We start from the raw sequence: 24876 nt of genomic DNA, 5'->3' as shown, positions 1-24876 counted from the left end.
CTTTTAAATGCAAGCTAAAGCTGTCGCAAGAACAGTCCGTATTGCTCCTCGTAAAGCACGTCTAGTAATGGACCTGATCCGAGGTAAGCAAGTAGGAGAAGCAGTTTCTATCTTAAACCTTACACCTAAGGCTGCTTCACCAATTATTGAAAAAGTATTAAAATCTGCTATCGCAAATGCTGAGCACAACTACGAGTTGGACGCTAACAGCCTAGTGATTACTCAAGCATTCGTTGACGAAGGTCCAACACTTAAGAGATTCCGTCCACGTGCTATGGGTCGTGCGAGCGCAATTAACAAACGTACTAGCCACATTACAATCGTTGTATCAGAAAAGAAGGAGGGATAATCCGTGGGTCAAAAGGTAAATCCAGTAGGTCTTCGTATTGGCGTCATTCGTGATTGGGAATCTAAATGGTTCGCAGGAAAAGATTACGCTGACTTCTTACATGAAGACTTGAAAATCCGTGAATTCATCAGCAAGCGTTTGTCTGACGCGTCTGTTTCTAAAGTAGAAATCGAACGTGCTGCAAACCGCGTAAATATCACAATCCACACGGCTAAACCAGGTATGGTAATTGGTAAAGGCGGATCTGAAGTTGAAGCACTTCGTAAAGCTCTTAACAGCCTAACTGGCAAACGTGTACACATCAACATTCTTGAAATCAAGAGAGCAGATCTTGATGCTCAGCTAGTTGCTGAAAACATCGCTCGTCAACTTGAAAATCGTATTTCATTCCGTCGTGCACAAAAACAAACAATCCAACGCACAATGCGTGCTGGAGCACAAGGAATCAAAACAATGGTTTCTGGTCGTCTTGGCGGTGCAGATATTGCTCGTTCTGAATATTACAGTGAAGGTACTGTTCCATTGCACACACTTCGTGCTGACATCGATTATGCTACTGCTGAAGCTGATACTACTTATGGTAAGCTTGGCGTAAAAGTATGGATCTATCGTGGAGAAGTCCTTCCAACTAAGAAGAATACTGCGGAAGGAGGAAAATAATATGTTATTGCCAAAACGCGTGAAGTATCGCAGAGAACATCGTGGAAAAATGCGTGGTCGTGCAAAAGGCGGTACTGAAGTACATTTCGGTGAGTTCGGTATCCAAGCTCTTGAAGCTTCTTGGATCACTAACCGTCAAATCGAAGCTGCTCGTATTGCTATGACTCGTTACATGAAACGTGGCGGTAAAGTTTGGATCAAAATTTTCCCTTCTAAGCCATACACAGCTAAACCTCTAGAGGTCCGCATGGGTTCCGGTAAAGGTGCTCCAGAAGGCTGGGTAGCTGTAGTAAAACCGGGCAAAGTTTTATTTGAAATTTCTGGTGTGTCTGAAGAAGTTGCTCGTGAAGCTCTTCGTCTTGCATCTCACAAATTGCCAATTAAAACGAAGTTCGTAAAACGTGAAGAAATTGGTGGTGAATCAAATGAAAGCTAATGAAATTCGTGACCTTACCACTGCTGAAATTGAACAAAAAGTAAAGTCTCTTAAAGAAGAACTTTTCAATCTTCGTTTCCAATTAGCGACTGGGCAGCTTGAAAACACTGCTCGCATTCGTGAAGTGCGTAAATCAATCGCACGCATGAAAACTGTGATTCGTCAAAGAGAAATCGCTGCTAATAAATAATAATTAGAGGGGAGGCCCCGCAAACATGAGCGAACGTAACCAACGTAAAGTGTATCAAGGTCGTGTTGTTTCTGACAAAATGGATAAAACCATCACTGTTGTAGTTGAAACATACAAAAAGCATTCACTTTATGGCAAACGTGTAAGATACTCTAAAAAGTTCAAAGCACATGATGAAAACAACCAAGCAAAAATCGGAGACATCGTAAAGGTCATGGAAACTCGTCCATTATCTGCGACTAAACGCTTTCGTCTAGTTGAAGTTGTCGAAGAAGCTGTTATTATCTAATAAAGTTCGGATTTCTTTTTCCGAAGGGAGGTAACATTAATGATTCAACAGGAGACTCGTTTAAAAGTAGCTGACAACTCTGGCGCACGCGAAGTACTAACGATTAAAGTTCTTGGTGGCTCTGGACGTAAAACGGCTAACATCGGTGATGTCATTGTTTGTACGGTTAAACAAGCAACACCAGGAGGCGTTGTCAAAAAAGGTGAAGTTGTGAAAGCAGTTATCGTTCGTACTAAGAGCGGAGCTCGCAGAAACGATGGATCTTACATCAGTTTTGATGAAAATGCATGTGTCATCATCCGTGACGACAAGAGCCCACGTGGAACTCGTATCTTCGGACCAGTAGCACGTGAACTTCGTGAAAATAACTATATGAAAATTGTTTCTTTAGCACCAGAAGTACTTTAATGAATACAATCCGCGACTCAAGGAGGTGCGATTAAATGCATGTTAAAAAGGGCGATAAAGTAGTGGTTATCTCTGGTAAAGATAAAGGTAAACAAGGTGTCATCCTTGCTGCTTTCCCTAAAAAGGACCGTGTTTTAGTAGAAGGTATTAACCTTGTGAAAAAACACTCTAAACCAACCCAAGCTAACCCTCAAGGCGGAATTTCTGAACAAGAAGCGCCGATCCACGTATCAAACGTAATGCCGCTTGATCCTAAAACGGGTGAAGTGACACGTATTGGATATAAAGTTGAGGACGGAAAGAAAGTCCGTGTAGCGAAAAAATCTGGGCAAGTTCTAGATAAATAGTAAATAAGGAAGGGAGGTCTTTCTCATGAACCGCCTTAAAGAAAAGTATGTAAAAGAAATTACACCTGCATTAGTTTCTAAGTTTGAATACAAATCAGTAATGCAAGTGCCAAAAATCGAAAAAATCGTGATCAACATGGGTGTTGGTGACGCCGTTCAAAACGCTAAAGCAATCGATACTGCTGTTGAAGAATTAACGTTTATCGCTGGTCAAAAACCTGTCGTTACTCGTGCGAAGAAGTCTATTGCTGGATTCCGTCTACGTGAAGGAATGCCAATCGGTGCGAAAGTAACACTTCGCGGAGAGCGCATGTACGATTTCCTTGATAAACTTATTTCTGTATCTTTACCACGTGTACGTGACTTCCGCGGGATTTCTAAGAAATCTTTCGACGGTCGTGGAAACTACACGCTTGGTATTAAAGAACAGTTAATCTTCCCAGAAATTGATTACGATAAAGTAACAAAAGTCCGCGGTATGGATATCGTTATCGTTACGACTGCCAACACGGATGAAGAAGCACGTGAGTTATTAACTCAAGTAGGTATGCCGTTCCAGAAATAATCAATGAAAGGGAGGCGAAATCGTGGCTAAAAAGTCTATGATTGCGAAACAACAACGCAAACAAAAGTTTAAAGTTCAAGAGTATACGCGCTGCGAACGTTGTGGACGTCCACATTCAGTAATTCGCAAGTTTAAACTTTGCCGTATTTGTTTCCGCGAACTTGCATATAAAGGACAAATTCCTGGCGTTAAAAAAGCCAGCTGGTAATCCCCATAAATGGGAAGGAGGTTATTAAATAATGGTTATGACAGATCCGATTGCAGATTTGCTGACTCGTATTCGCAATGCGAACATGGTACGTCATGAGAAGCTAGAAGTACCGGCTTCAAAAATCAAAAGAGAAATTGCTGAAATCTTAAAGCGTGAAGGTTTTATCCGTGACGTTGAGTACGTCGAAGACAGCAAACAAGGAATTATCCGTTTGTTCCTTAAATACGGCCAAAACAACGAACGTGTTATCACTGGTCTTAAAAGAATCAGTAAACCTGGTTTACGCGTATATGCGAAATCAAATGAAGTACCACGTGTACTTAACGGACTTGGAATCGCAATTATTTCTACATCACAAGGTGTTTTATCGGACAAAGAAGCCCGTGCTAAACAAGCTGGTGGAGAAGTACTTGCTTACGTATGGTAAAAAAAGTTTAAGATGAATGGAGGTGCTTGGTATGTCTCGTATAGGTAAAAAGCTAATCGAGATCCCTTCAGGAGTAACTGTGACAAACAACGATAACACAGTGACAGTAAAGGGACCAAAAGGTGAACTAACTCGTGCATTTCACCCTGATATGGAAATTAAAATTGAGGACAACGTCTTAACTGTAAGCCGTCCGTCTGAAAATAAAGAACACCGTGCATTACATGGTACAACACGTAGCTTAATTGCAAACATGGTTGAAGGTGTATCTAAAGGTTTCGAAAGAGGTTTAGAACTAATCGGTGTCGGTTACCGTGCAGCTAAATCTGGAAACAAACTTGTTCTTAACGTTGGATACTCTCACCCAGTTGAAATCGTTCCTGAGGCTGGAGTTGAAGTAGAAGTTCCATCTCAAACGAAAGTAATCGTTAAAGGTATCGATAAAGAGCGTGTAGGAGCTCTAGCTTCTAACATCCGCGCTGTCCGTGCTCCAGAGCCTTACAAAGGTAAAGGAATTCGTTACGAAGGTGAATTCGTTCGCCGTAAAGAAGGAAAAACTGGTAAGTAAGATCGCTTAATGTGAAGAAAGGAGTGACTCGGATGATTACGAAAACTAGCAAAAACGCTACTCGTCTTAAAAGACACGCTCGTGTTCGTGCGAAACTTTCAGGTACTGCTGAAAGACCTCGCCTTAACGTTTTCCGTTCTAACAAGAACATCTACGCTCAAGTAATTGATGATGTTAACGGTGTAACACTTGTAAGTGCTTCTACTCTTGATAAAGATTTAAAGATCGAGAATAGTTCTGACGCTGCAGCTGCTACTAAAGTTGGCGAACTTGTTGCAAAACGTGCTGTTGAAAAAGGCATCTCTAACGTGGTATTTGACCGCGGAGGATACTTATATCATGGACGTGTAAAAGCTCTAGCTGAAGCTGCTCGTGAGGCTGGACTTAAATTTTAATAAAAGAAGGAGGGACACATCCGAATGAGTCGTATTGACCCAAGCAAATTAGAGTTAGAAGAACGCTTAGTTACGGTTAACCGGGTAGCGAAAGTTGTTAAAGGTGGACGTCGTTTCCGTTTTGCAGCTTTAGTTGTTGTCGGTGACAAAAACGGTCATGTAGGATTCGGTACTGGTAAAGCACAAGAAGTACCAGAAGCGATCCGCAAAGCTGTTGAAGACGCGAAAAAGAATTTAATTGAAGTACCAATGGTTGGAACTACAATTCCACATGAAATCATCGGTCGATTCGGTGCAGGAAACGTTCTATTGAAGCCTGCTTCAGAAGGTACAGGAGTTATCGCTGGAGGCCCAGTGCGTGCGGTACTTGAGCTTGCTGGTCTAGCTGATATCCTTTCTAAATCTCTAGGTTCTAATACACCGATCAACATGATCCGCGCAACACTTCAAGGTTTAAGTGAACTTAAACGTGCAGAAGATGTAGCGAAGCTTCGTGGAAAATCTGTAGAAGACCTGTTAGGATAAGGAGGGAACAATAATGGCAAATAAATTAGAAATTACCCTCAAACGCAGTGTAATCGGTCGCCCGGAAGATCAGCGTGTCACTGTTCGTACTCTTGGTCTAAAGAAAACAAACCAAACAGTCGTACATGAAGACAATGCAGCGATCCGCGGCATGATTAACAAGGTGTCTCATTTAGTTTCTGTTAAAGAACAATAAAACATTTTTAATCGATAAGGAGGTGCCCAAATGAAACTTCATGAATTGAAGCCTTCAGAAGGTTCACGTAAAGTACGCAACCGTGTTGGTCGTGGTATTGGATCAGGTAACGGTAAAACTTCTGGTAAAGGTCATAAAGGTCAAAACGCTCGTTCTGGCGGCGGTGTACGCCCAGGATTCGAAGGTGGTCAAATGCCTTTATTCCAACGCCTTCCAAAACGTGGTTTTACAAACATCAACCGTAAAGATTACGCGGTAATCAACTTAGACAGATTAAACAGTTTTGACGAAGGAACGGAAGTCACTCCTGAACTTCTTCTAGAGACTGGTGCAATAAGCAAGTTAAAAGCAGGAGTAAAAATTCTTGGCAACGGTAAATTAGAAAAAAAATTAACTGTAAAAGCCAATAAATTCTCTGCTTCTGCTAAAGAAGCGATTGAAGCTGCTGGCGGTACAGCCGAGGTGATCTAACTTGTTTAAGACAATCTCCAATTTTATGCGTGTGAAAGATATACGGAATAAGATTATATTTACACTTTTAATGTTAGTCGTCTTTCGTATAGGTGCTTTCATCCCTGTGCCTAATGTGAACGCCGAAGTTCTCCAGGCACAGGATCAAATGAGTGTTTTCGGAATCCTCAACACGTTTGGGGGCGGGGCACTTTTCCAATTCTCCATTCTTGCAATGGGGATTATGCCGTATATCACTGCTTCGATCATCATCCAGCTCTTGCAGATGGATGTTGTACCGAAGTTTACTGAGTGGTCAAAGCAAGGAGAGGTTGGCCGCCGAAAATTAGCACAATTCACAAGGTATTTTACAATTGTTCTAGGATTTATCCAGGCGTTAGGAATGTCATATGGATTTAACAATATGGCAGGAGGCATGCTGATTGAAAACCCAGGTGTTTCAACGTATCTCTTAATTGCGGTCGTACTCACTGCGGGAACAGCATTTTTAATGTGGCTGGGAGAGCAGATTACTGCTCACGGTGTTGGTAACGGTATTTCGATTATTATCTTTGCCGGTATCATCGCAGGTATCCCTCAAACATTAAAGCAAGTGTACGCTCAGCAATTTGTAGGTGGAGATGGACAGCTGTTCATGCAAATCCTGAAAATTGCCCTTATTGTGATTGCTATTCTTGTCATTGTTATCGGTGTTATTTACATTCAAATGGCAGTGAGAAAGATTGCGATTCAGTATTCAAAAGGAACTGGCCGTGCACAAATGTCTGCTAGTCAAGCAACGCACCTTCCATTGAAAGTGAATCCAGCAGGGGTGATTCCAGTCATCTTTGCCGTTTCGTTCATTATTACTCCGCAGACGATCGCATCGTTCTTCGGAACAAATAATGTGACAACCTGGATAACTAACAACTTTGACTATACTAAGCCAATCGGTATGACGATTTATGTAGCACTGATTGTTGCTTTCACATATTTTTATGCCTTTGTCCAAGTAAACCCTGAACAAATGGCTGAAAATCTGCAAAAGCAGGGTGGCTATATCCCGGGAGTTCGTCCAGGGAAAATGACTCAAGATAGAATTACGAGCATTTTGTACCGACTCACGTTTGTGGGCGCCATTTTCTTAGCCGTGATTTCAATACTTCCTATCTTTTTCATTCAATTCGCTGGATTACCTTCCGCTGCACAAATTGGCGGCACAAGTCTTCTCATTGTTGTAGGTGTTGCACTTGAAACAATGAAACAGCTTGAAAGCCAATTAGTGAAACGAAACTACCGTGGATTTATGAAATAAAACAGAGGGCTGGGCTCCTGCCCAACCTCTCTAAGTAAGGAAGGGGAAATCCGAAATGAACTTAGTCTTAATGGGGCTTCCGGGTGCTGGTAAAGGCACTCAGGCAGAACGAATTGTTGATGATTATGGGATCCCTCATATCTCAACAGGAGATATGTTCCGTGCTGCTATGAAAGAGGAGACACAACTTGGACTCGAAGCAAAATCCTTTATCGATAAAGGAGAGCTTGTTCCTGATGAGGTCACAATCGGTATTGTTAGAGAAAGACTTGGCAAGAATGATTGTGAACAAGGTTTTCTTCTGGACGGATTTCCGCGAACAGTCGCTCAGGCTGAAGCTTTAGAAGACATTCTAAAGGACCTTGGCAGAACGATTGATTATGTCATTAATATTAAAGTCGATAAAGATGCTTTGATGGAGCGTCTGACTGGCCGAAGAATTTGCAAAGATTGCGGAGCAACATATCATTTAGTATTCAATCCACCTGCGAAAGAAAATGTTTGTGACAAGTGTGGAGGCGAGCTTTATCAACGTGCAGATGATAATGCAGAAACCGTTTCGACAAGACTTGAAGTGAACTTAAAGCAGACTGAACCTTTACTGAACTTCTATTCAGAAAAAGGATATCTTGCAAACATTGATGGTGCGAAGCACATTAACGATGTTTACGCTGATATCAAGGACCTGCTTGGGGGATTAAATAAATGATTATCTGTAAAACTCCTCGCGAGCTTGAGATTATGAGAGAAGCTGGACGCATTGTCGCACTGACTCATGAAGAGCTGAAGAAACATATAAAACCAGGTATTTCGACAAAAGAATTGGATCAAATTGCCGAACGTTTTATTACAAAGCAGGGTGCAATCCCATCTTTTAAAGGGTATAATGGTTTTCGCGGGAGCATTTGCGTTTCGGTGAATGAAGAACTCGTTCACGGTATTCCTGGTAAACGGGTTTTACGTGATGGAGACATCATTAGTATCGATATCGGCGCAAAGTTAAATGGCTATCATGGTGACTCTGCTTGGACTTATCCAGTTGGGGTAATCAGTGATGAGGACCGCAAACTACTGGAAGTCACAGAGGAATCTCTATATAAGGGCTTACAGGAAGCAAAGCCAGGTGAACGTCTGTCAAACATTTCCTATGCCATACAAACGTATGTTGAAGATGAGAATTTCTCAGTTGTTAGAGAATATGTTGGACATGGGGTCGGACAGGATCTTCATGAGGACCCTCAAATTCCTCATTATGGTCCGCCGAACAAAGGCCCACGGCTCAAACCTGGAATGGTGTTGGCCATCGAACCGATGGTGAACGCAGGCAGCCGATATGTGAAAACACTGGCTGATAACTGGACGGTTGTAACGGTTGATGGGAAAAAGTGTGCTCACTTTGAGCATACGATTGCGATTACAGATACAGGTTTTGATATACTGACTAAGATTTAGGTCTTCACTGAAGCCTTTCAGGCCCAAATCGGGCAGGTTGTCTGTATAGTCCAAGGAAAGAACAAGATCAGTATACAGTTGTCATCGGCGTGTTCGATGGCTGCCATGTACTAATCGCAGACGGAGAAAAGCGTAAATTCATTCTCCTAAGAAAAAATATCAATCATTTAACCTTTTATGATTGCGTATCTCCGGAAGTTCAGAACAGTATATTCAAAACAGGTCGGGTGATAGATGGACAATTGAGAACATCTCATTTGAACATTTATCAGAGAGCAAGTTACTGATTTGAAGAAGGGAGAACACTTGAATGGCGAAAGACGATGTAATTGAAGTGGAAGGTACTGTAGCAGAAACTTTGCCAAATGCAATGTTCAAAGTTGAACTAGAGAATGGTCATACAGTTTTGGCTCATGTATCAGGAAAAATCCGTATGCACTTCATTCGCATTTTACCTGGAGACAAAGTTACGGTAGAATTATCTCCATATGACTTAACTCGTGGTAGAATTACGTACCGTTACAAATAAAGCAACTCCGGAAGAAGGAGGTTGGAAACACATGAAAGTGAGACCATCTGTTAAACCTATCTGTGAAAAATGTAAAGTGATTCGCAGAAAAGGAAAAGTAATGGTGATCTGTGAAAACCCAAAACATAAACAAAAACAAGGCTAATAACAAGGAGGTGCCCAAATCATGGCTCGTATTGCTGGTGTAGATATTCCACGTGATAAGCGTGTTGTCATTTCTTTAACATATGTTTTTGGAATTGGTCGTACGACGGCTCAACAAGTCCTTAAAGAAGCAGGTGTTTCTGAAGACACTCGCGTTCGCGATCTAACTGAAGACGAACTAGGTAAAATCCGTGATATCATTGACAAACTTAAAGTAGAAGGTGACCTTCGTCGTGAAGTTTCACTTAACATTAAGCGTCTAATTGAAATCGGAAGCTACCGCGGAATCCGTCATCGTAGAGGACTTCCTGTTCGTGGACAAAACACAAAAAACAACGCGCGTACTCGTAAAGGTCCGCGTCGTACTGTAGCTAACAAGAAAAAATAAGTAAAGGAGGTAGTTAAAGAATGGCTGCTGCTCGTAAACAAAATACGCGTAAACGTCGCGTGAAAAAGAATATTGAAGCTGGAATCGCTCATATCCGTTCCACTTTCAACAACACGATTGTAACGATTACTGATGTTCATGGAAACGCAATTTCTTGGTCAAGTGCTGGTGCATTAGGATTCAGAGGTTCTCGTAAATCTACTCCTTTCGCTGCACAAATGGCTGCTGAAACTGCTGCTAAAGGTTCTATCGAACATGGTCTTAAAACACTTGAAGTAACTGTTAAAGGTCCTGGTTCTGGTCGTGAAGCTGCAATTCGTGCGCTTCAAGCTGCAGGTCTTGAAGTTACTGCAATCAGAGACGTAACTCCAGTTCCTCATAACGGATGCCGTCCACCAAAACGTCGCCGCGTGTAATTTGTTTGTATAGATTTTGTGTCCCTGTCAATAATGGGTTATGATACAGTTATTTATGAGACGAATACACGACTCGTTGCCTGAGCACATACGGGACTAAACAATGAGGAATTTCGGATGGAATCTCATATGATTCTATTCGAGGTTTCGACGTTTTGAAGGAGGGTTTTATTAGATGATCGAAATTGAAAAACCAAAAATCGAAACGGTTGAAATCAGCGACGATGCCAAGTATGGCAAGTTTGTCGTAGAGCCACTTGAGCGTGGATATGGTACCACTTTAGGGAACTCCCTTCGTCGTATCCTTTTATCCTCACTTCCTGGTGCAGCTGTAACATCGATCCAGATAGATGGTGTCTTACACGAATTCTCAACGATCGAAGGCGTGGTTGAAGATGTTACAACGATTATCTTAAACATTAAAAAGCTTGCACTCAAAATCTACTCTGAAGAAGAGAAGACGCTTGAAATTGATGTACAAGATGAAGGAACTGTAACAGCTGCTGATATTACACACGACAGCGATATTGAAATCTTAAATCCAGATCTCCACATCGCAACTCTTGGCAAAAATGCGAGCTTCCGTGTTCGTTTGACTGCACAAAGAGGTCGCGGGTATAATCCTGCTGATGCAAACAAAAGAGACGATCAGCCTATCGGCGTGATTCCGATCGACTCAATCTATACACCTGTATCTCGTGTAACTTATCAAGTGGAGAACACCCGTGTTGGGCAAATCACAAACTATGATAAATTAACACTAGATGTATGGACTGATGGAAGCACAGGACCGAAAGAAGCGATCGCTCTAGGTTCTAAGATTTTAACTGAACACCTAAATATTTTCGTTGGGTTAACTGACGAAGCTCAGCATGCAGAAATCATGGTTGAAAAAGAAGAAGACCAAAAAGAAAAAGTGCTTGAAATGACAATTGAAGAGCTTGATCTTTCTGTTCGTTCTTACAACTGTTTGAAGCGTGCGGGTATTAACACTGTTCAAGAGCTTGCTAACAAGACAGAAGAGGATATGATGAAAGTTCGTAACCTTGGACGTAAATCTCTTGAAGAAGTGAAAGCGAAACTAGAAGAACTTGGACTGGGTCTTCGTAAAGACGATTGACTAGTTTCATTGTGAACTAGGATTTTCGTGTGTTTTTTATTCATACAGCATCTCTAATTAAGGAGGGGACATCACATGGCATACAGAAAGCTAGGACGCACTAGTGCACAACGTAAAGCAATGCTTCGTGACCTAACGACTGATTTGATCATCAACGAACGCATCGAAACAACTGAAACACGTGCGAAAGAACTTCGCTCTGTAGTTGAAAAAATGATCACTCTTGGCAAACGCGGAGATCTTCATGCTCGCCGTCAAGCTGCAGCTTACATTCGTAACGAAGTAGCTAACGCTGAAACAAACCAAGATGCACTTCAAAAATTATTCGCTGACGTTGCAACTCGCTACGAAGATCGCCAAGGTGGATACACTCGTATCATGAAGCTTGGACCTCGTCGCGGCGATGGCGCACCAATGGCTGTCATTGAATTAGTTTAATCACATATCGTGTATCTAAGAAAGGGCGGGACAGTTCATAACTGGATCTATGCCCTTTTTTAGATACTACGGCTTTTTAGCAATAGGCAAAGTAGAGGTTGAGCTGAGAGGAGGTCCGGTAGAGATGGAGAAGACATTAATTGACGTAAAAGACATTGTATTTCGTTATCACAAAGATGCGGACAAGCCCGCTTTAGACCAAGTGTCATTGCATGTGAATCAAAATGAATGGCTTGCCATTGTTGGCCACAACGGTTCAGGTAAATCCACACTTGCCCGTGTACTGAATGGGCTCATTTTACCGGATGCAGGAACGGTCAAGGTTGGTGAGATTGAGCTGAAAGAAGAAAGTGTTTGGGATATTCGCAAAAAGGTCGGCATGGTCTTTCAAAACCCAGACAACCAATTCGTTGGCTCAACGGTTCGTGATGATGTGGCTTTTGGTTTAGAAAATAACGGGGTTGAGCGGGAATTGATGATAGAGCGTGTAGATTGGGCTGTCAAACAGGTCAATATGCAGGAGTTTCTTGATCAAGAGCCGCACCATCTATCAGGCGGGCAAAAGCAGAGAGTAGCAATCGCAGGTGTACTTGCCGCAAGCCCTGACATCATGATCTTGGATGAAGCAACATCAATGCTTGATCCGATTGGCCGTGAAGAAGTGCTAGAAACCGTCAGACTGCTGAAGGAACAAGGAACGGTCACGGTCATTTCCATCACACATGATTTAGACGAGGCTGCGAAAGCAGACCGCGTTATTGTGATGAATGGTGGGAAGAAATTTGCCGAGGGAACACCAGAGGAAGTATTTGAACTAGATGAACAGCTGGTTCAGATTGGACTTGATCTGCCATTTTCCTACCGTTTGAGTAAGCAATTGAAGCAGCAAGGTGTGCCGCTTGCAAATGCCCATTTGACACAAGAAGGATTGGTGAAAGAGCTATGGACATTACGATCAAAGAATTAGAGCATCGTTATCAAATGAAAACGCCGTTTGAGCGTCTCGCTTTGTATGATGTCAATGCTTCCATCAAAGAAGGCAGCTATGTGGCTGTCATTGGTCATACGGGTTCCGGCAAGTCGACATTGCTGCAACATTTAAATGGACTGCTCAAACCAACGAAGGGGAGCATTGCGCTTGGAGATACGGTCTTACAAGCCAATAAAAAGCAGAAGGAACTGAAATCTCTTCGCAAAAAGGTAGGTATCGTGTTTCAGTTTCCTGAACATCAGCTCTTTGAGGAGACGATTCTGAAGGATATCTGTTTTGGTCCGATGAACTTCGGCGTTCCAAAAGAAAAGGCAGAAGCCAAGGCTAAAGAGATGCTGAAGCTTGTAGGCCTTCCTGAATCCTTGTTATCTCGATCACCCTTTGAATTAAGCGGTGGTCAAATGAGACGTGTGGCGATTGCAGGTGTTCTAGCGATGGAGCCAGAAGTGCTTGTGCTTGATGAGCCGACTGCGGGATTAGATCCACGCGGACGTAAAGAAATCATGGACATGTTCTATGAGCTTCATCAAAAAGCCAACCTGACGACGATCCTTGTGACACACAGTATGGAAGATGCCGCTCATTATGCGGATCAAATGATTGTGATGCACAAAGGAACAGTAAAAGCGACAGGTACGCCGAGGGAGCTATTTGCCAATCGTACCGACATGTCTTCTTTCGGACTGGACCTCCCGGAAACGATCAAATTCCAGCAGGCTGTCGAAGAAAAGCTGGGGATGACGTTTCCAAGACCGCTTCTGACCATGGATGAAATGGCAGAAGCCTTAACAGCTTTATATCAGGAGGACACGACATCATGATGGATAGTATGATTATCGGCAAATATGTGCCAGGTACATCCTTTGTCCATCGTCTTGATCCAAGGACAAAGCTGTTATCAATTTTCTTTTTTGTCTTTATTGTCTTTTTTGCGAATAACTACATCACTTACGGGCTTTTAGGGGTCTTTACGATCCTTGTGGTGATGGTGTCTCAGGTGCCGCTGTACTTTATTCTCAAAGGAATGAAACCCATCCTTTGGATTGTTCTGTTTACCTTTATTCTGCATATCTTCATGACAAAGGATGGCGCTTTGCTCCTTCACTTTGGTTTTCTGAATATTTATGAAGAAGGTCTAAAACAGGGGATTTTCATTTCACTCCGTTTTGTCTATCTCATCATGATGACAACACTTCTGACGTTGACCACAACACCTATTGAAGTGACAGACGGTATGGAGAAGCTGTTGCATCCTTTCCGTAAAATCAAGCTACCTGTTCATGAGCTTGCTCTTATGATGTCTATCTCTCTTCGATTTATTCCGACTTTACTCGAAGAAACAGACAAAATCATGAAAGCGCAAATGGCAAGAGGTGTTGATTTTACAAGCGGACCCGTGAAAGATCGTTTAAAAGCGATTGTTCCGTTGCTTGTCCCGCTTTTTGTCAGTGCGTTTAAGCGTGCGGAGGAATTGGCGACCGCTATGGAAGCGAGAGGCTACCGCGGGGGAGAAGGGCGTACGAAATACCGTCAGCTTGTCTGGGGAATGAAAGACACGTTCACGCTGCTTCTATTCATCCTGTTAACAGCACTCCTTGTGCTGCTTAGAAATTAGGTGATGTCTAGATGAAAGTAAAATGTACCGTATCATACGATGGGACACATTTTAAAGGGTATCAAGTGCAACCAGGACAGCGTACTGTACAAACGGAGATTGAATCTGCTCTTGCTAGAATGCATAAACAAGATGAACTGATTCCGATTGTGGCTTCTGGCCGGACAGACAGTGGCGTTCACGCAAAGGGGCAGGTCATCCATTTTGACACCCCGCTTGCCATCCCGATGGAAAGATGGCCTTTTGCCCTCAATAGTCTCCTGCCTGATGACATCAGGGTTCTAAAGGCTGAGGAAGTGGATGAATCGTTTCATGCACGTTTTAGTGTCGTTTCGAAGGAGTACCGTTATAAGGTCTCAACGGAAACGCACCAAAATGTGTTCACGAGACAGTATGCCTGCCACTTTCCTTACCGGCTGGATGCAGACAAAATGAGAGAAGCTGCTGGGCACCTCATTGGCATACACGATTTCACAAGCTTTTGTGCGGCCAATACAGAGGTTCAAGACAAGGTGAGAGAGATTTACACCCTTGAGTGGAAAAACGTCTCAGACGGGCTTGAAATGCGTGTGAGAGGGAATGGCTTTTTATACAACATGGTGCGAATTATCGCTGGAACATTACTTGAAATTGGTTCTGGTAAATTTCACCCTGAGGAGATAAAAGCCATGCTTGCCGCCCGAAATCGCGAAGCGGCAGGCAAGACTGCGCCCAGTCACGGACTGTATTTATGGGAAGTTTTCTATGACAACTAAACCAGGTGTAACATGTTCTTGACACAGGAAGCAGAAAGTTATAAGATATCATATGGTATGTATTTCAACCCCACAAATAAGCCCCGGAAGACTTATCTGTGTTTTGAAATAGAACGTAGCATTTGATTCAGGAAAATTCATTGATTTATTTAGGAGGGAAACTCATGCGTACAACACCAATGGCGAACGCAAGCACAATTGAGCGCAAATGGCTAGTGGTTGATGCGGCAGGCAAGACTCTAGGTCGTCTTTCTACTGAAGTAGCATCACTTTTGCGCGGTAAGCACAAACCAACTTATACACCACACGTTGATACAGGTGATCACGTGATCATCATCAATGCTGAGAAAATCGAATTAACTGGTAAGAAATTGACGGACAAAATTTACTACCGTCATACGATGCACCCAGGTGGTTTGAAACAAAGAACTGCTCTTGAGATGCGTACAAACTACCCTGAAAAAATGTTGGAGCTTGCTATCAAAGGTATGCTTCCAAAGGGTCCACTAGGTCGTCAAATGTTCAAAAAATTAAATGTGTACCGTGGTTCTGAGCATCCACATCAAGCACAACAACCTGAAGTTTACGAACTTCGCGGTTAATTATAAGGGAGGTTAACAATTTGGCACAGGTTCAATATTACGGTACAGGTCGTCGTAAAAGTTCTGTAGCGCGCGTTCGCTTAGTTCCAGGTGAAGGCCGTATCGTCGTTAATAATCGTGAAATTACTGAATACATTCCATTCGCTGCTTTAATCGAAGACGTGAAACAGCCTTTGAACATCACAGAAACAGCTAACAGCTACGATGTTCTTGTAAATGTTCACGGTGGTGGATTCTCTGGTCAAGCTGGAGCAATTCGTCACGGTATCTCTCGTGCTCTTCTAGAAATAGATCCTGAGTACCGTACACCACTTAAACGTGCTGGACTTCTTACTCGTGACTCTCGTATGAAAGAGCGTAAGAAATACGGTCTTAAAGGCGCACGTCGCGCACCTCAGTTCTCAAAACGTTAATCAATTTTATATTGTATGGACGTTTTACAAAGGTTTGTACAGACAAACCCTATATGAAAAGCATCAGCATCTTGCTGGTGCTTTTTTATTTGTGTTTTTTTCTGTCTGGAAACATATAAAATAGGATCATAGTGTGGTTTCTGTTTAAAAAATGATGTTAAAGGGGATGGCATTTATGAATCTAACAACAGAAAGATGTTTCATTCGACCGTTTATTGAGGATGATTGGCAAGATGTCTATGCATATACATCTGATCTAGCGGTGATGAAGTATATGCCAGAAGGTGTTTTTTCTAAAGAAGAGGCGCAGGAATTTGTCAAAAATAATCGTCTTGAGATGGGCAAGAATTTTGCTGTTCTATTAAAAGAAGATCATACATGCATTGGGCATATCGTGTTTCATCCTTACTTTGGTGAGCACACATATGAAATTGGCTGGGTCTTCAATTCTGCATATCAAAACAAAGGCTTTGCTTCTGAAGCGGCTTTTGCTGTCCTACATCATGCTTTTCACACAATGAATTTACATCGAATCATTGCCACTTGTCAGCCTGAAAATGTGCCGTCATGGAGAGTGATGGAGAAAATGGGGATGAGGAGAGAGGGCTATTTTAAAAAATGTATACCACAAGGAAATGAGTGGTGGGATGAGTTTTATTATGCCATCTTACGAGAGGAATGGAAAACTTGATAAGTTTTCATGATATGAAGTAATTCGTCATTCCAAATATCCCTTGGCTTGCTCTATTGATATAATCAGGTCAAATAAGTAGAAGAGGGGCGCGGGCATGAGGATCTTTGATGCACATTTTCATATCATTGATTTTGATTTTCCGATTCAAGAAAACCAAGGATATACACCGCCGAGTTATGTGGTGAATGATTATAGGAGAGAGACGGCTGATTTAGGGATTGTAGGTGGAGCGATTGTATCAGGGTCATTTCAGGGCTTTGATCAAGGTTATTTGTTGAAAGCACTCGATGAAATGGGACTAGCTTTTTGCGGTGTGACACAATTACCTTTTACAGCAACTGACGATGAGATTGTTCATTTGGATCAACAAGGGGTAAAGGCTTTACGTTTTAATGTGAAGCGGGGCGGTTCGGAGGATATTTCAAAGCTCGACTATTTTGCGAGAAGGGTGTATGAGCTGGCTGGGTGGCATAGTGAGATTTACATAGACGCTAAGCATCTCCCTGACATCTCATCAACGCTTGAACAGCTGCCGGCCGTTTCCATTGATCATCTAGGCTTATCTGAAGAAGGTTTGCCGCATTTGCTCAAGCTGGTTGAAAAAGGTGTTCGTGTGAAAGCGACTGGCTTTGGGCGTGTTGATTTAAAGATCGAACATGCATTGACGTCTATTTATCAAACGAATCCTGATGCACTGATGTTTGGTACAGATCTTCCCTCTACAAGGTCGAAACGGCCATTTGAATACGGTGATATTGAATTGATTCAACAGATGTTTGATGAGGAAGCGGGGGATAAAATTTTATATGAGAACGCTATCAATTGGTATTTTGGCAAATGAATAAAGGTTTCCATTCCGTGATAGGAGGTGTGTTCATTGAATCTGAATCAATTGACATTTAGAGAAGCCGTCCAAGGAGACCTCGACAACATCGTTTTGATGCTTTCAGATGACAAATTAGGCCAAAAGAGAGAACGCTACACTCGTCCAATATTAGAAAGCTACCTCAATGCCTTTCATTCGATCGAAGCGGATCCCAATATTGAACTAATCGTCGCTTGTAATCGGGAAGAGGTAGTCGGTGTTCTCCAATTAACAATGACTCCATTCTAACGTATCAAGGAGGATGGAGAGCTTCAATAGAAGGAGTTCGTACAGCCTCGACTCATAGAGGAAGAGGAATTGGCACATTATTGATCAAACGGGCTATTCAACGCGCGAGTGACCGCGGGTGTCATATGATTCAGCTGACAACAGACAAACAGAGGCCAGAAGCACGCCGTCTTTACGAAAAGTTGGGATTTGAAGCTACGCATGATGGGATGAAACTGCATCTTCTTCGTAAATAAACACACCAAGAAGCAAAGGTATTCACAACCCTTTGCTTTTTTGTGCCTTTGTTTCAAATATTTGTTATATTGGAGACGAGAATCTATAGTGGTTTGGAAAGGAGAAACATTTGAAGAAAACAAAAGAGGATCTTTTGGCATTTGTCACGAAAAACAAAAAGGACGTATCAGTAACAATTATTGAAAATGAAGATGTGGTATTAGATTGGAATGGTGCTCAAAAAACAGCACTTGCAAGTACGATGAAATTAATGGTTTTGGTTCATTTTGTTAAAGCTGTATCCAGCGGTGACATCAAGCTAGATGAAAAAGTGGCATTGTCTGATATAGAGCAGTTTTATATTGATAGAACCGATGGCGGTGCGCACACATACTGGCTGGAGGTCAACGATTTTTCTGAGCATGCAACTTTATTAGATGTTGCCAAAGGGATGATGCAATTCAGTTCGAATGCTTGTACTGATTATTTGATTGACCTGCTGGGCTTAGAGAAGATCAATAATCAGATGAAACAAGCAGGTCTTACAGAACATGATGAACTCATGCCGCTGACACCCAAGGTGTTGTGGCCAGCCTATGTATCTGATCATGAGCAGGATGCATTAAAGCAAATAAGCGATGTAACTGATGAACAATACAAATCTCTGATGATTGAGATTTTTCATATCATGAAAAATGACCCGGAGCATAAAAAGGCGTTAGAAGAAAAATTGATGAAAAAGAACTTGTTAAGCTTGCGTATTCAATCTTTACTGACGCAAAAGATGACAAGGTCTACAACGAATCAATATGCACATTTTATGAAACGTCTACAGGATGAGCTGTTAACAACAGAAGAAAAGCGTCTTTTTAGCCAAATTGTGTTGGGAGAAACATTGAAGACGGAAACAGATCAATATATTTGGTATAAAGGGGGATCGACGTTGTTTGTTGTCACTGCTGCTTTATATCGAAAAACGGATACATCAACTATATCGATTTCTCTATTCATCAATGACCTGAAAGCGGAGAATTCTCACTGGATGGGGGAAGTGTTCGATGAATTTATACTTACCGTAGTAGCAGATCAAAACTTTCGACAACGATTGATTCAAGCTTTTACTACATAATTATCAAAAAACAGAGGGTGACGCCCCTCTGTTTTTATTATTTCTTGATGGGAAAAGCTTTGTATACATCTTGACGTTTATCTTTTGACTTCACAACTCCATCAACCAGTTCCTTTTGCCAAAGCGCTGTATCGTCTTTGTACACTTTAAAAGAGTGAGGCAGCTTTTTTTCTAGCTGTTTTCTTTTAAACGTGACGGATGGCTCGTCTTTAGCGTTCATCTTGAGTGTCACTTGCTCCACGTTATCGATAAGAATAAAAAGTGCCAATGCATTATATAAGTAGTTTTTTTCAATGGTATCCTTCTTATCAAACCAAAATGAATCAAACTGTTCTTCTGTATCATTGGTATTTTCTTTCACGCCGTATGTCACTTTTAGCGCTTTTTCATCTACGATTTCATACTCGCGAATCACGTTACCTGGAAGATCTGATAAAATAGCGCCGACTGCTCCATTGTCTCCAATATAAGAATTTTTGTGCTTAGAAAGCTGTTTTAAGGAAATGTCTTCTATTCCTTTCATGTCGCTTTCTTTCTCACTGGCTTGACTACTGCAAGCGGATAGAATGACTGTCATTAGTAGTAGGATATACATCCACTTTTTCATTTACTTTGCCCCTTTATCTTTTTTCTATATAAAAATTCATTTTATCATAAGGTCCCATTTCCACCACTTATTTCATGATTTCCATTTACTGAACTGCATGTTTTGTTCAAACCAACGAACAATACAAAGAAAAAAGGAGTTCAGTCCATGGCAGAAGTTCTTTCATTTTATCAATTAAAAACAAAACGAGATGTCACGCTTGAAAAGAAGCTGTTGCGTACATTGTCTCTTCAACAGGTGACGGTCGCTTCCGAGAAATTCACGAGGAAGCTGTTCCCATTCGCAGATGATCCAGCTGGGATTATGAGTGATGGCTGTATTGATTTCGCCATTGAGGCTTTTTTAGCAGGTGGGAGATACGGTGAGTCGAGTAAGTATGGTGAATCCTTCGATGATATAAAAAAGCGGTCAGTTCATGAAGAAGATGAGCTGGTTGAGGAGCTAGCAGGGTGTTTGCAATCGTGGGGGAATATGTTCCGAATGGAGCGTAAGATGTCGTGTCTGTATCCATTTGCGAAGGAATTCTTAAGTAAGTGGTGGCAGGAAGGCTTTCGGGAATCAGAAAAAAGGCATAAGCTTCGCCTGCACTAAGCATATTTCCAGCCCTTGTCCCATATCTATAAAATAATGGTGTATGGGAGGGACAGGGATGAAAAGAAAGCTGAAATGGACAGGGTTTTTAATCGGGTTTATTGTCCTCTTATTCTTATTCAGATTTCAGTTTCTAAATGATGATTCGTGGAAATCGTGGAACTTGCCTTTGAGCGGCAAGATCATCTATTTAGATCCGGGTCACGGCGGTCCAGATGGCGGTGCTGTTGGCGGCGAGTTGCTCGAAAAAGAGATTGCACTGGATGTGTCCATGAAGATAAGAGACTATTTGCAGGAGCAGGGAGCACTTGTTCTCATGACCCGGGAAGATGACTCTGATTTATCATCAAAGAATACAAAGGGTTATGCCCGAAAGAAAGCGGAGGATTTGAGAAACCGTGTGAAAGTCATCAATGAATCTGAAGCGGATCTCTATTTAAGCATTCATTTAAATGCGATTCCATCGAACAAATGGAGCGGGGCACAGACGTTCTTTTACGGAAAGTATGAAGAGAATGAAAAAGCAGCGAAGTTCATTCAAGATGAATTGCGCAACAACCTTGAAAACACAGATCGCAAGGCGAAGCGAATCAACGGGATTTATTTAATGCAAAATGTCACGAAGCCAGGAGCGCTTGTCGAAATCGGATTTTTATCGAATCCAAAAGAGGCTGGTCAGCTGGCAACTCCTAAATATCAGGATCAAATTGCTGCTTCGATTTATAAAGGCATTCTCAGATATTTAACAGAGCAAAAAGAGCCGCCTGAATAAGGGGCTTTTTCCTGTTTATCGCAGGCAAAGAGGACAGACATTGTAAGGATATGTATGATATACTTGGATTGTAAACGAATTCAATAAAGGGTGAGGTTCTGCTATGATCGGACAAGATGATGTGAGAAAACTAGTTGGGAAGATGGACGAACCTTTCCTTCATATACCGCTTGGTGAGCTGGATGCCATCAAGGAAATCAGCCTAAAGCCTGAAAAAGAGCATGTGAGCTTAAAAGTGGCGATTGCCAAAACAGGCACTGCTGAGCAGATGAAGCTGCAGCAAGACATCGTACAAGCTTTAAAAGCAGCCGGCGCGAACACTGTAGGACTTCGTTTTGAAGAACTGCCTCAAGAAACGCTTGAAAAGTTTATGCCGTCACAGGATGAGGAAGAAAATTTGCTCAACTCTAAAAATCCGCCTGTGTTCTTAGCGATTGCGAGTGGAAAAGGCGGAGTTGGGAAATCAACTGTTTCCGTTAACCTGGCTGTGGCACTGGCTCGTCTAGGGAAAAAAGTGGGACTAATCGATGCTGATATTTACGGCTTTAGCGTACCGGATATGATGGGAATCACCGTCAGACCGACAGTTAAAGGGGAAAAAATTATTCCTGTGGAACGCTTTGGCGTCAAAGTGATTTCAATGGGCTTTTTTGTTGAAGAAAACGCACCGGTCATTTGGAGAGGACCGATGCTTGGTAAAATGCTAAATAACTTCTTCCACGAAGTAGAGTGGGGAGAATTAGATTACTTACTATTAGACCTTCCGCCTGGAACAGGTGATGTGGCACTTGATATTCATACGATGCTTCCGAGCTGTAAAGAAATCATTGTAACGACACCGCATCCAACAGCGGCTTTCGTTGCTGCTAGAGCAGGCGCAATGGCACTGCAAACAGATCACGAGGTGCTAGGGGTCGTTGAGAATATGAGTTACTATGAAAGCAAAAAAACAGGTGAGAAGGAATATGTCTTTGGAAAGGGCGGCGGGAACAAGCTGGCGGAGGAGCTGCGTGTATCAGTTCTTGGTCAAATCCCTTTAAGACAGCCTGATTGGAATGAGGACGATTTTGCACCTTCTGTCTATGATGCGAGTCATCCGACAGGGGAAGTGTATCAACACATTGCCAATAAAGTCATTGAACAATTAACAGTGAAAGCATAATGAAAGCCCGAGTGGACCTTGTGCCACTCGGGTGATGTTTAACTGCCGCTTCCTTGTGAACCGGAATCATTGCTGCTTTCAGAGACTGCTTTTTTTAGCTCATCTTCGAATTTCTTCTTGTAGAGAGGGCTGCTTAATGTTTCTGTGATGACTTTCTCTAAGTGCTTTCTGAACTCTTTGCTTTTGACCAGTTCACCGTATTTCTTTTCCATTTCAGGATCCTTGAGAATATCCATCATCATTTGTTGATAGTCAGGGTCCTTCATCAATTGTTTTAACATCTTTTCATGCTGTTGCTGCATGGATTTTGCGAAAGTCTCGGCAAATTTAGAATCCTCAAAGACCTTCTTCCAGAACTCTTTGCCTTTATCAGAAGTCAGTGTTTTCTCTATTGTTTTTTTCACAGTTTGTTCATCCATTACCAAAGCTTCATTCATTGCCTCGTCATTTAATAACTGTTGAATGGCCTTTTTACCGTCATCTGTTTTCAAAATATCGACGACCATTTTTTTCGTTTCGTCATAGTCCATATTAGATGAGGATTGGGTTTTGGGAGCACAAGCTGTTAGAGATAAAAGAAGAAAACAGCTCATTATACGCAAGATGCCTTTTGACATACTGTGGCTCCTTTCATTACATGTCTTACTTTTAATATGAATGTTTCACATGAATTTATACATAACAAAAATAGGGGTTGGGTCATTTCAATGAAAAGTCGGGATTTAGTTCGTTTTTTCTTCTCTGTGCTGGCTGTTGGAGCGGTCATTACAAGCGTGGTAGGTTTTGCGCTGGAGTGGGGGAAATATCAGAAGCTGTTTGTATCGTTTGAGATTTTAGAGATTGCGTCTGTGTTATTTTGGTTTATTGGTGTGGGGATGATCTTTAGTGTAATCAGTCAGATGGGGTTTGTTGTCTTTTTGACAGTGCACCGGTTTGCGCTGGAGATTTTCAGGTCGCATTCTTTATGGAATACCATTCAGTTATTCCTTGTGATTTTCGTGCTGTTTGATTTAGCTTATTTGCGGTTTTTGTTTTTCGGGGAGAATGAATCATTTCTTCCATACTTGTGGCTGCCTGTTTTTATCGGTGTGTTTGCATTGATCGTGTCTTATTTTAAACAGCAGCAGTCCTCTAAGAAAACATTTATTTCTGCAATGTTTCTAATGGTCGTGATCACGTCGTTAGAATGGTTTCCGGCGCTTAGAGTCAATGAAGAGGACTGGCTGTATTTAATGCTATTCCCGCTATTAGGTTGTAATGCGTTTCAGTTATTAGCTATGCCGCGGTTTTCAAAAGCAAAAGCTACTTAACCTCAGTTGACTTTGTTTTTGTATTAGAGATAAGCTCGCCAACCGTGACGTTTCTTAAATTTTGATCTTTTAAGTGTTTTAAAATAGCTGGTAAGGCTTGAGCGGTTTGGATGGCTGAATCTGAGGCGTGAAGGAGAATGATGTCTCCGCTTTTCATTCGATCATTTACATTATGAACAATCTGGTCGACGCCCGGGTTCAGCCAATCTTGAGAATTGATGCTGTAATGGACAACGGTATAGCCATACTGTGTTGCAATTTTCAATACCGTTTCATTAAATTGCCCAGTTGGCGGTCTTAATAATTGAATGTCTTCCAGTCCAAGCTTTTGGAATGTATTTTGTGCACGGACAAGATCACGCTTAATTTCGTTTTCTTCAAGCTGGCTATAATTTTTATATGCATAGCCAAGGCTGCCGATTTGATGGCCGTCCTCTTTAATCCTTTTCACAATATCCGGGTGACGCTCAGCCCAAGAAGCAGACAGAAAGAAAGTGGCGTTCTTTATATCGTACTCTCGGAGGACATTTAAAATAGGAACAGCCTTCTCGTCTCCCCAGCCAATATTAAACGTAAGGGATGCATGTTTTGATGAGGTCTCTCCTTTATAAATCGCTCGGGGTCCTTGTTCTGTTTTAAATACAGACAGCGGCGGTGCCTTTTGTACATAAAAAAAGGTTGCAGCTGCAAGGGCTGCTACAAGAATAATAACTACTTGCTTCAGCCGTTTAATAGGCAACACATATAATCGACTCAATTCAAACACTCCTGCCTTGTCCAAGATTGTTACTTGATTGTATGCAGGACAAGGGTTTAACATGCACGATAAAACTATTTTAAAAAAAGTTCTGAAAAGGCGTTGACCAACAGAATGTTTTCGTGATATATTATTAATCGTCGCTGACACACAGTGACAAACACAAACGCTTCGGGAAATAAACTTGAAAAAAGTTGTTGACATAAGATGAAGCGAAATGTTATATTATTAAAGCCGCTAAGAACGGCGAAGATGATCTTTGAAAACTAAACAAGACAAAACGTACCTGTTAATTCGAGTTTTTATAAAAAAATCCTATGATACATCATA

The 24876-nt window shown here is 41.9% G+C and carries 40 protein-coding genes and 1 pseudogene; 38 read left to right on the top strand and 3 right to left on the bottom strand.

Translation table 11 applies throughout. The features are described from left to right. The first annotated feature begins 7 nt into the window (after positions 1–7). The 34 genes and pseudogenes from rplV to ACTJJQ_RS18125 all read left to right on the top strand — a co-directional run bounded on the left by rplV (position 8) and on the right by ACTJJQ_RS18125 (position 19347). Positions 8–349: a 50S ribosomal protein L22 gene (gene rplV / locus ACTJJQ_RS18290; RefSeq protein ID WP_007496316.1), complete on the top strand. Its 342-nt coding sequence runs from the start codon at positions 8–10 to the stop codon at positions 347–349. 3 nt (positions 350–352) lie between these two features. Further along, a complete protein-coding gene (gene rpsC / locus ACTJJQ_RS18285; protein ID WP_003217241.1) occupies positions 353–1009 on the top strand; it encodes a 30S ribosomal protein S3 in 657 nt (218 codons plus the stop codon). 1 nt (position 1010) lies between these two features. Continuing rightward, entirely contained in the window at positions 1011–1445 is a 435-nt protein-coding gene (gene rplP, locus ACTJJQ_RS18280; protein ID WP_003225801.1) for a 50S ribosomal protein L16, read from the top strand. Continuing rightward, entirely contained in the window at positions 1435–1635 is a 201-nt protein-coding gene (gene rpmC / locus ACTJJQ_RS18275; RefSeq protein ID WP_003217155.1) for a 50S ribosomal protein L29, read from the top strand. Before rplP ends, rpmC begins: the two co-directional genes overlap by 11 nt. Positions 1636–1660: 25 nt before the next feature. Further along, complete coding sequence (rpsQ, locus tag ACTJJQ_RS18270; RefSeq protein WP_003216906.1) at positions 1661–1924, top strand: 30S ribosomal protein S17; 264 nt, start codon at positions 1661–1663, stop codon at positions 1922–1924. A 39-nt stretch (positions 1925–1963) separates the two neighbouring features. Then, positions 1964–2332, top strand: coding sequence for a 50S ribosomal protein L14 (gene rplN / locus ACTJJQ_RS18265; RefSeq protein ID WP_003216882.1), 369 nt, complete (start codon positions 1964–1966; stop codon positions 2330–2332). A 35-nt stretch (positions 2333–2367) separates the two neighbouring features. Beyond that, a complete protein-coding gene (gene rplX, locus ACTJJQ_RS18260; protein ID WP_007496325.1) occupies positions 2368–2679 on the top strand; it encodes a 50S ribosomal protein L24 in 312 nt (103 codons plus the stop codon). 25 nt (positions 2680–2704) lie between these two features. Then, positions 2705–3244, top strand: coding sequence for a 50S ribosomal protein L5 (rplE, locus tag ACTJJQ_RS18255; RefSeq protein ID WP_003217159.1), 540 nt, complete (start codon positions 2705–2707; stop codon positions 3242–3244). Between the two features lie 22 nt (positions 3245–3266). Further along, positions 3267–3452 carry a 30S ribosomal protein S14 gene (gene rpsN / locus ACTJJQ_RS18250; RefSeq protein WP_008356542.1) on the top strand — a complete coding sequence of 62 codons (186 nt, stop codon included), beginning with the start codon at positions 3267–3269 and terminating at the stop codon, positions 3450–3452. A gap of 31 nt (positions 3453–3483) precedes the next feature. Beyond that, positions 3484–3882, top strand: a complete 399-nt coding sequence (gene rpsH / locus ACTJJQ_RS18245; protein WP_007496327.1) for a 30S ribosomal protein S8 — start codon at positions 3484–3486, stop codon at positions 3880–3882. A gap of 31 nt (positions 3883–3913) precedes the next feature. Next, positions 3914–4450 carry a 50S ribosomal protein L6 gene (gene rplF / locus ACTJJQ_RS18240; RefSeq protein ID WP_008345395.1) on the top strand — a complete coding sequence of 179 codons (537 nt, stop codon included), beginning with the start codon at positions 3914–3916 and terminating at the stop codon, positions 4448–4450. A 32-nt stretch (positions 4451–4482) separates the two neighbouring features. Continuing rightward, entirely contained in the window at positions 4483–4845 is a 363-nt protein-coding gene (gene rplR / locus ACTJJQ_RS18235) for a 50S ribosomal protein L18 (RefSeq protein ID WP_012008708.1), read from the top strand. A 24-nt stretch (positions 4846–4869) separates the two neighbouring features. Then, a complete protein-coding gene (gene rpsE, locus ACTJJQ_RS18230; protein WP_007496332.1) occupies positions 4870–5370 on the top strand; it encodes a 30S ribosomal protein S5 in 501 nt (166 codons plus the stop codon). 13 nt (positions 5371–5383) lie between these two features. Further along, positions 5384–5566, top strand: coding sequence for a 50S ribosomal protein L30 (gene rpmD / locus ACTJJQ_RS18225; RefSeq protein ID WP_003217067.1), 183 nt, complete (start codon positions 5384–5386; stop codon positions 5564–5566). Positions 5567–5596: 30 nt separating this feature from the next. Continuing rightward, on the top strand, positions 5597–6037 hold the full coding sequence (gene rplO / locus ACTJJQ_RS18220; protein WP_003216888.1) for a 50S ribosomal protein L15: 441 nt from the start codon (positions 5597–5599) through the stop codon (positions 6035–6037). A 1-nt stretch (position 6038) separates the two neighbouring features. Beyond that, positions 6039–7331 carry a preprotein translocase subunit SecY gene (gene secY, locus ACTJJQ_RS18215; RefSeq protein WP_007496334.1) on the top strand — a complete coding sequence of 431 codons (1293 nt, stop codon included), beginning with the start codon at positions 6039–6041 and terminating at the stop codon, positions 7329–7331. A 55-nt stretch (positions 7332–7386) separates the two neighbouring features. Continuing rightward, a complete protein-coding gene (locus tag ACTJJQ_RS18210; RefSeq protein ID WP_007496336.1) occupies positions 7387–8040 on the top strand; it encodes an adenylate kinase in 654 nt (217 codons plus the stop codon). Next, positions 8037–8783 (top strand): type I methionyl aminopeptidase, encoded by a 747-nt coding sequence (map, locus tag ACTJJQ_RS18205; RefSeq protein ID WP_041091510.1) that lies wholly within the window; start codon positions 8037–8039, stop codon positions 8781–8783. Before ACTJJQ_RS18210 ends, map begins: the two co-directional genes overlap by 4 nt. A 310-nt stretch (positions 8784–9093) precedes the next feature. Further along, the gene (infA, locus tag ACTJJQ_RS18200) at positions 9094–9312 is read left to right on the top strand and encodes a translation initiation factor IF-1 (protein ID WP_003217190.1); all 219 of its coding nucleotides are present in this window, start codon (positions 9094–9096) and stop codon (positions 9310–9312) included. A gap of 31 nt (positions 9313–9343) precedes the next feature. Next, positions 9344–9457, top strand: coding sequence for a 50S ribosomal protein L36 (rpmJ, locus tag ACTJJQ_RS18195; RefSeq protein WP_003156543.1), 114 nt, complete (start codon positions 9344–9346; stop codon positions 9455–9457). 21 nt (positions 9458–9478) lie between these two features. After that, positions 9479–9844: a 30S ribosomal protein S13 gene (gene rpsM / locus ACTJJQ_RS18190; RefSeq protein WP_003217023.1), complete on the top strand. Its 366-nt coding sequence runs from the start codon at positions 9479–9481 to the stop codon at positions 9842–9844. A 20-nt stretch (positions 9845–9864) separates the two neighbouring features. Beyond that, on the top strand, positions 9865–10260 hold the full coding sequence (gene rpsK, locus ACTJJQ_RS18185; RefSeq protein ID WP_003217231.1) for a 30S ribosomal protein S11: 396 nt from the start codon (positions 9865–9867) through the stop codon (positions 10258–10260). A gap of 175 nt (positions 10261–10435) precedes the next feature. Next, complete coding sequence (locus ACTJJQ_RS18180) at positions 10436–11380, top strand: DNA-directed RNA polymerase subunit alpha (protein ID WP_003217009.1); 945 nt, start codon at positions 10436–10438, stop codon at positions 11378–11380. Positions 11381–11455: 75 nt separating this feature from the next. Beyond that, entirely contained in the window at positions 11456–11818 is a 363-nt protein-coding gene (gene rplQ, locus ACTJJQ_RS18175; protein ID WP_003216944.1) for a 50S ribosomal protein L17, read from the top strand. Between the two features lie 124 nt (positions 11819–11942). Further along, complete coding sequence (locus tag ACTJJQ_RS18170; protein ID WP_008345218.1) at positions 11943–12785, top strand: energy-coupling factor ABC transporter ATP-binding protein; 843 nt, start codon at positions 11943–11945, stop codon at positions 12783–12785. Next, positions 12761–13630, top strand: a complete 870-nt coding sequence (locus tag ACTJJQ_RS18165; protein ID WP_007496346.1) for an energy-coupling factor ABC transporter ATP-binding protein — start codon at positions 12761–12763, stop codon at positions 13628–13630. Before ACTJJQ_RS18170 ends, ACTJJQ_RS18165 begins: the two co-directional genes overlap by 25 nt. Beyond that, the gene (locus tag ACTJJQ_RS18160; protein WP_007496348.1) at positions 13627–14424 is read left to right on the top strand and encodes an energy-coupling factor transporter transmembrane component T family protein; all 798 of its coding nucleotides are present in this window, start codon (positions 13627–13629) and stop codon (positions 14422–14424) included. Before ACTJJQ_RS18165 ends, ACTJJQ_RS18160 begins: the two co-directional genes overlap by 4 nt. Before the next feature lie 11 nt (positions 14425–14435). Beyond that, positions 14436–15179, top strand: coding sequence for a tRNA pseudouridine(38-40) synthase TruA (gene truA, locus ACTJJQ_RS18155; protein ID WP_039169596.1), 744 nt, complete (start codon positions 14436–14438; stop codon positions 15177–15179). Between the two features lie 164 nt (positions 15180–15343). Further along, positions 15344–15781 (top strand): 50S ribosomal protein L13, encoded by a 438-nt coding sequence (rplM, locus tag ACTJJQ_RS18150; protein ID WP_003217042.1) that lies wholly within the window; start codon positions 15344–15346, stop codon positions 15779–15781. A gap of 20 nt (positions 15782–15801) precedes the next feature. Beyond that, positions 15802–16194, top strand: a complete 393-nt coding sequence (rpsI, locus tag ACTJJQ_RS18145; protein WP_268416445.1) for a 30S ribosomal protein S9 — start codon at positions 15802–15804, stop codon at positions 16192–16194. A 175-nt stretch (positions 16195–16369) separates the two neighbouring features. Beyond that, positions 16370–16885, top strand: coding sequence for a GNAT family N-acetyltransferase (locus tag ACTJJQ_RS18140; RefSeq protein WP_440600481.1), 516 nt, complete (start codon positions 16370–16372; stop codon positions 16883–16885). 97 nt (positions 16886–16982) lie between these two features. Next, entirely contained in the window at positions 16983–17729 is a 747-nt protein-coding gene (locus tag ACTJJQ_RS18135; RefSeq protein ID WP_440600480.1) for an amidohydrolase family protein, read from the top strand. Positions 17730–17828: 99 nt separating this feature from the next. Beyond that, positions 17829–18238, top strand: a pseudogene (locus tag ACTJJQ_RS18130) (GNAT family N-acetyltransferase). 110 nt (positions 18239–18348) lie between these two features. Then, positions 18349–19347: a serine hydrolase gene (locus tag ACTJJQ_RS18125; protein ID WP_440600479.1), complete on the top strand. Its 999-nt coding sequence runs from the start codon at positions 18349–18351 to the stop codon at positions 19345–19347. A gap of 37 nt (positions 19348–19384) precedes the next feature. On the opposite strand, the gene ACTJJQ_RS18120 is transcribed toward ACTJJQ_RS18125, so the two are convergent. After that, positions 19385–19954 carry a DUF4825 domain-containing protein gene (locus ACTJJQ_RS18120; protein WP_129548039.1) on the bottom strand — a complete coding sequence of 190 codons (570 nt, stop codon included), beginning with the start codon at positions 19952–19954 and terminating at the stop codon, positions 19385–19387. A gap of 147 nt (positions 19955–20101) precedes the next feature. On the opposite strand from ACTJJQ_RS18120, the gene ACTJJQ_RS18115 reads away from it, so the two are divergent. From ACTJJQ_RS18115 to ACTJJQ_RS18105, 3 genes are all read left to right on the top strand, one after another. After that, a complete protein-coding gene (locus ACTJJQ_RS18115; protein ID WP_035389125.1) occupies positions 20102–20545 on the top strand; it encodes a YbaK family protein in 444 nt (147 codons plus the stop codon). A 58-nt stretch (positions 20546–20603) separates the two neighbouring features. After that, positions 20604–21317 carry an N-acetylmuramoyl-L-alanine amidase CwlD gene (cwlD, locus tag ACTJJQ_RS18110; protein WP_017359175.1) on the top strand — a complete coding sequence of 238 codons (714 nt, stop codon included), beginning with the start codon at positions 20604–20606 and terminating at the stop codon, positions 21315–21317. Between the two features lie 103 nt (positions 21318–21420). Next, positions 21421–22479, top strand: coding sequence for an Mrp/NBP35 family ATP-binding protein (locus ACTJJQ_RS18105; RefSeq protein ID WP_129548040.1), 1059 nt, complete (start codon positions 21421–21423; stop codon positions 22477–22479). A 38-nt stretch (positions 22480–22517) separates the two neighbouring features. On the opposite strand, the gene gerD is transcribed toward ACTJJQ_RS18105, so the two are convergent. Further along, a complete protein-coding gene (gerD, locus tag ACTJJQ_RS18100) occupies positions 22518–23096 on the bottom strand; it encodes a spore germination lipoprotein GerD (protein ID WP_007496366.1) in 579 nt (192 codons plus the stop codon). A 90-nt stretch (positions 23097–23186) separates the two neighbouring features. Here gerD and ACTJJQ_RS18095 point away from each other — a divergent pair, with 90 nt between their 5' ends. Then, entirely contained in the window at positions 23187–23789 is a 603-nt protein-coding gene (locus ACTJJQ_RS18095; protein WP_008345196.1) for a KinB-signaling pathway activation protein, read from the top strand. On the opposite strand, the gene pdaB is transcribed toward ACTJJQ_RS18095, so the two are convergent. Beyond that, positions 23782–24546, bottom strand: coding sequence for a polysaccharide deacetylase family sporulation protein PdaB (pdaB, locus tag ACTJJQ_RS18090; RefSeq protein WP_327862329.1), 765 nt, complete (start codon positions 24544–24546; stop codon positions 23782–23784). The two genes, ACTJJQ_RS18095 and pdaB, sit on opposite strands and share 8 nt — an antisense overlap. Positions 24547–24876: the final 330 nt, after the last annotated feature.

The organism is Bacillus sp. 22483, from assembly GCF_052044605.1.
Lineage (GTDB): Bacteria > Bacillota > Bacilli > Bacillales > Bacillaceae > Bacillus > Bacillus altitudinis.
Note: the sequence above shows the minus strand (reverse complement) of the source record. Positions and strands in the feature narration are given on the sequence as shown.

Excerpts from the sequence above, each read along its gene's own strand:
- ACTJJQ_RS18140 (WP_440600481.1), top strand. The coding sequence starts at position 16,370 with ATGAATCTAACAACAGAAAGATGTTTCATTCGACCGTTTATTGAGGAT.
- rplP (WP_003225801.1), top strand. The coding sequence starts at position 1,011 with ATGTTATTGCCAAAACGCGTGAAGTATCGCAGAGAACATCGTGGAAAA.
- ACTJJQ_RS18135 (WP_440600480.1), top strand. The coding sequence starts at position 16,983 with ATGAGGATCTTTGATGCACATTTTCATATCATTGATTTTGATTTTCCG.
- ACTJJQ_RS18165 (WP_007496346.1), top strand. The coding sequence starts at position 12,761 with ATGGACATTACGATCAAAGAATTAGAGCATCGTTATCAAATGAAAACG.
- rplQ (WP_003216944.1), top strand. The coding sequence starts at position 11,456 with ATGGCATACAGAAAGCTAGGACGCACTAGTGCACAACGTAAAGCAATG.
- ACTJJQ_RS18170 (WP_008345218.1), top strand. The coding sequence starts at position 11,943 with ATGGAGAAGACATTAATTGACGTAAAAGACATTGTATTTCGTTATCAC.
- cwlD (WP_017359175.1), top strand. The coding sequence starts at position 20,604 with ATGAAAAGAAAGCTGAAATGGACAGGGTTTTTAATCGGGTTTATTGTC.
- ACTJJQ_RS18160 (WP_007496348.1), top strand. The coding sequence starts at position 13,627 with ATGATGGATAGTATGATTATCGGCAAATATGTGCCAGGTACATCCTTT.
- map (WP_041091510.1), top strand. The coding sequence starts at position 8,037 with ATGATTATCTGTAAAACTCCTCGCGAGCTTGAGATTATGAGAGAAGCT.
- ACTJJQ_RS18210 (WP_007496336.1), top strand. The coding sequence starts at position 7,387 with ATGAACTTAGTCTTAATGGGGCTTCCGGGTGCTGGTAAAGGCACTCAG.
- ACTJJQ_RS18115 (WP_035389125.1), top strand. The coding sequence starts at position 20,102 with ATGGCAGAAGTTCTTTCATTTTATCAATTAAAAACAAAACGAGATGTC.
- rplF (WP_008345395.1), top strand. The coding sequence starts at position 3,914 with ATGTCTCGTATAGGTAAAAAGCTAATCGAGATCCCTTCAGGAGTAACT.
- rplX (WP_007496325.1), top strand. The coding sequence starts at position 2,368 with ATGCATGTTAAAAAGGGCGATAAAGTAGTGGTTATCTCTGGTAAAGAT.
- rplN (WP_003216882.1), top strand. The coding sequence starts at position 1,964 with ATGATTCAACAGGAGACTCGTTTAAAAGTAGCTGACAACTCTGGCGCA.
- ACTJJQ_RS18120 (WP_129548039.1), bottom strand. The coding sequence starts at position 19,954 with ATGAAAAAGTGGATGTATATCCTACTACTAATGACAGTCATTCTATCC.
- rpsQ (WP_003216906.1), top strand. The coding sequence starts at position 1,661 with ATGAGCGAACGTAACCAACGTAAAGTGTATCAAGGTCGTGTTGTTTCT.
- rpmD (WP_003217067.1), top strand. The coding sequence starts at position 5,384 with ATGGCAAATAAATTAGAAATTACCCTCAAACGCAGTGTAATCGGTCGC.
- infA (WP_003217190.1), top strand. The coding sequence starts at position 9,094 with ATGGCGAAAGACGATGTAATTGAAGTGGAAGGTACTGTAGCAGAAACT.
- rplE (WP_003217159.1), top strand. The coding sequence starts at position 2,705 with ATGAACCGCCTTAAAGAAAAGTATGTAAAAGAAATTACACCTGCATTA.
- truA (WP_039169596.1), top strand. The coding sequence starts at position 14,436 with ATGAAAGTAAAATGTACCGTATCATACGATGGGACACATTTTAAAGGG.
- ACTJJQ_RS18105 (WP_129548040.1), top strand. The coding sequence starts at position 21,421 with ATGATCGGACAAGATGATGTGAGAAAACTAGTTGGGAAGATGGACGAA.
- rpmJ (WP_003156543.1), top strand. The coding sequence starts at position 9,344 with ATGAAAGTGAGACCATCTGTTAAACCTATCTGTGAAAAATGTAAAGTG.
- rpsK (WP_003217231.1), top strand. The coding sequence starts at position 9,865 with ATGGCTGCTGCTCGTAAACAAAATACGCGTAAACGTCGCGTGAAAAAG.
- ACTJJQ_RS18095 (WP_008345196.1), top strand. The coding sequence starts at position 23,187 with ATGAAAAGTCGGGATTTAGTTCGTTTTTTCTTCTCTGTGCTGGCTGTT.
- rplO (WP_003216888.1), top strand. The coding sequence starts at position 5,597 with ATGAAACTTCATGAATTGAAGCCTTCAGAAGGTTCACGTAAAGTACGC.
- rpsM (WP_003217023.1), top strand. The coding sequence starts at position 9,479 with ATGGCTCGTATTGCTGGTGTAGATATTCCACGTGATAAGCGTGTTGTC.
- ACTJJQ_RS18180 (WP_003217009.1), top strand. The coding sequence starts at position 10,436 with ATGATCGAAATTGAAAAACCAAAAATCGAAACGGTTGAAATCAGCGAC.
- rplM (WP_003217042.1), top strand. The coding sequence starts at position 15,344 with ATGCGTACAACACCAATGGCGAACGCAAGCACAATTGAGCGCAAATGG.
- rpsH (WP_007496327.1), top strand. The coding sequence starts at position 3,484 with ATGGTTATGACAGATCCGATTGCAGATTTGCTGACTCGTATTCGCAAT.
- rplV (WP_007496316.1), top strand. The coding sequence starts at position 8 with ATGCAAGCTAAAGCTGTCGCAAGAACAGTCCGTATTGCTCCTCGTAAA.
- rpmC (WP_003217155.1), top strand. The coding sequence starts at position 1,435 with ATGAAAGCTAATGAAATTCGTGACCTTACCACTGCTGAAATTGAACAA.
- gerD (WP_007496366.1), bottom strand. The coding sequence starts at position 23,096 with ATGTCAAAAGGCATCTTGCGTATAATGAGCTGTTTTCTTCTTTTATCT.
- rpsE (WP_007496332.1), top strand. The coding sequence starts at position 4,870 with ATGAGTCGTATTGACCCAAGCAAATTAGAGTTAGAAGAACGCTTAGTT.
- rplR (WP_012008708.1), top strand. The coding sequence starts at position 4,483 with ATGATTACGAAAACTAGCAAAAACGCTACTCGTCTTAAAAGACACGCT.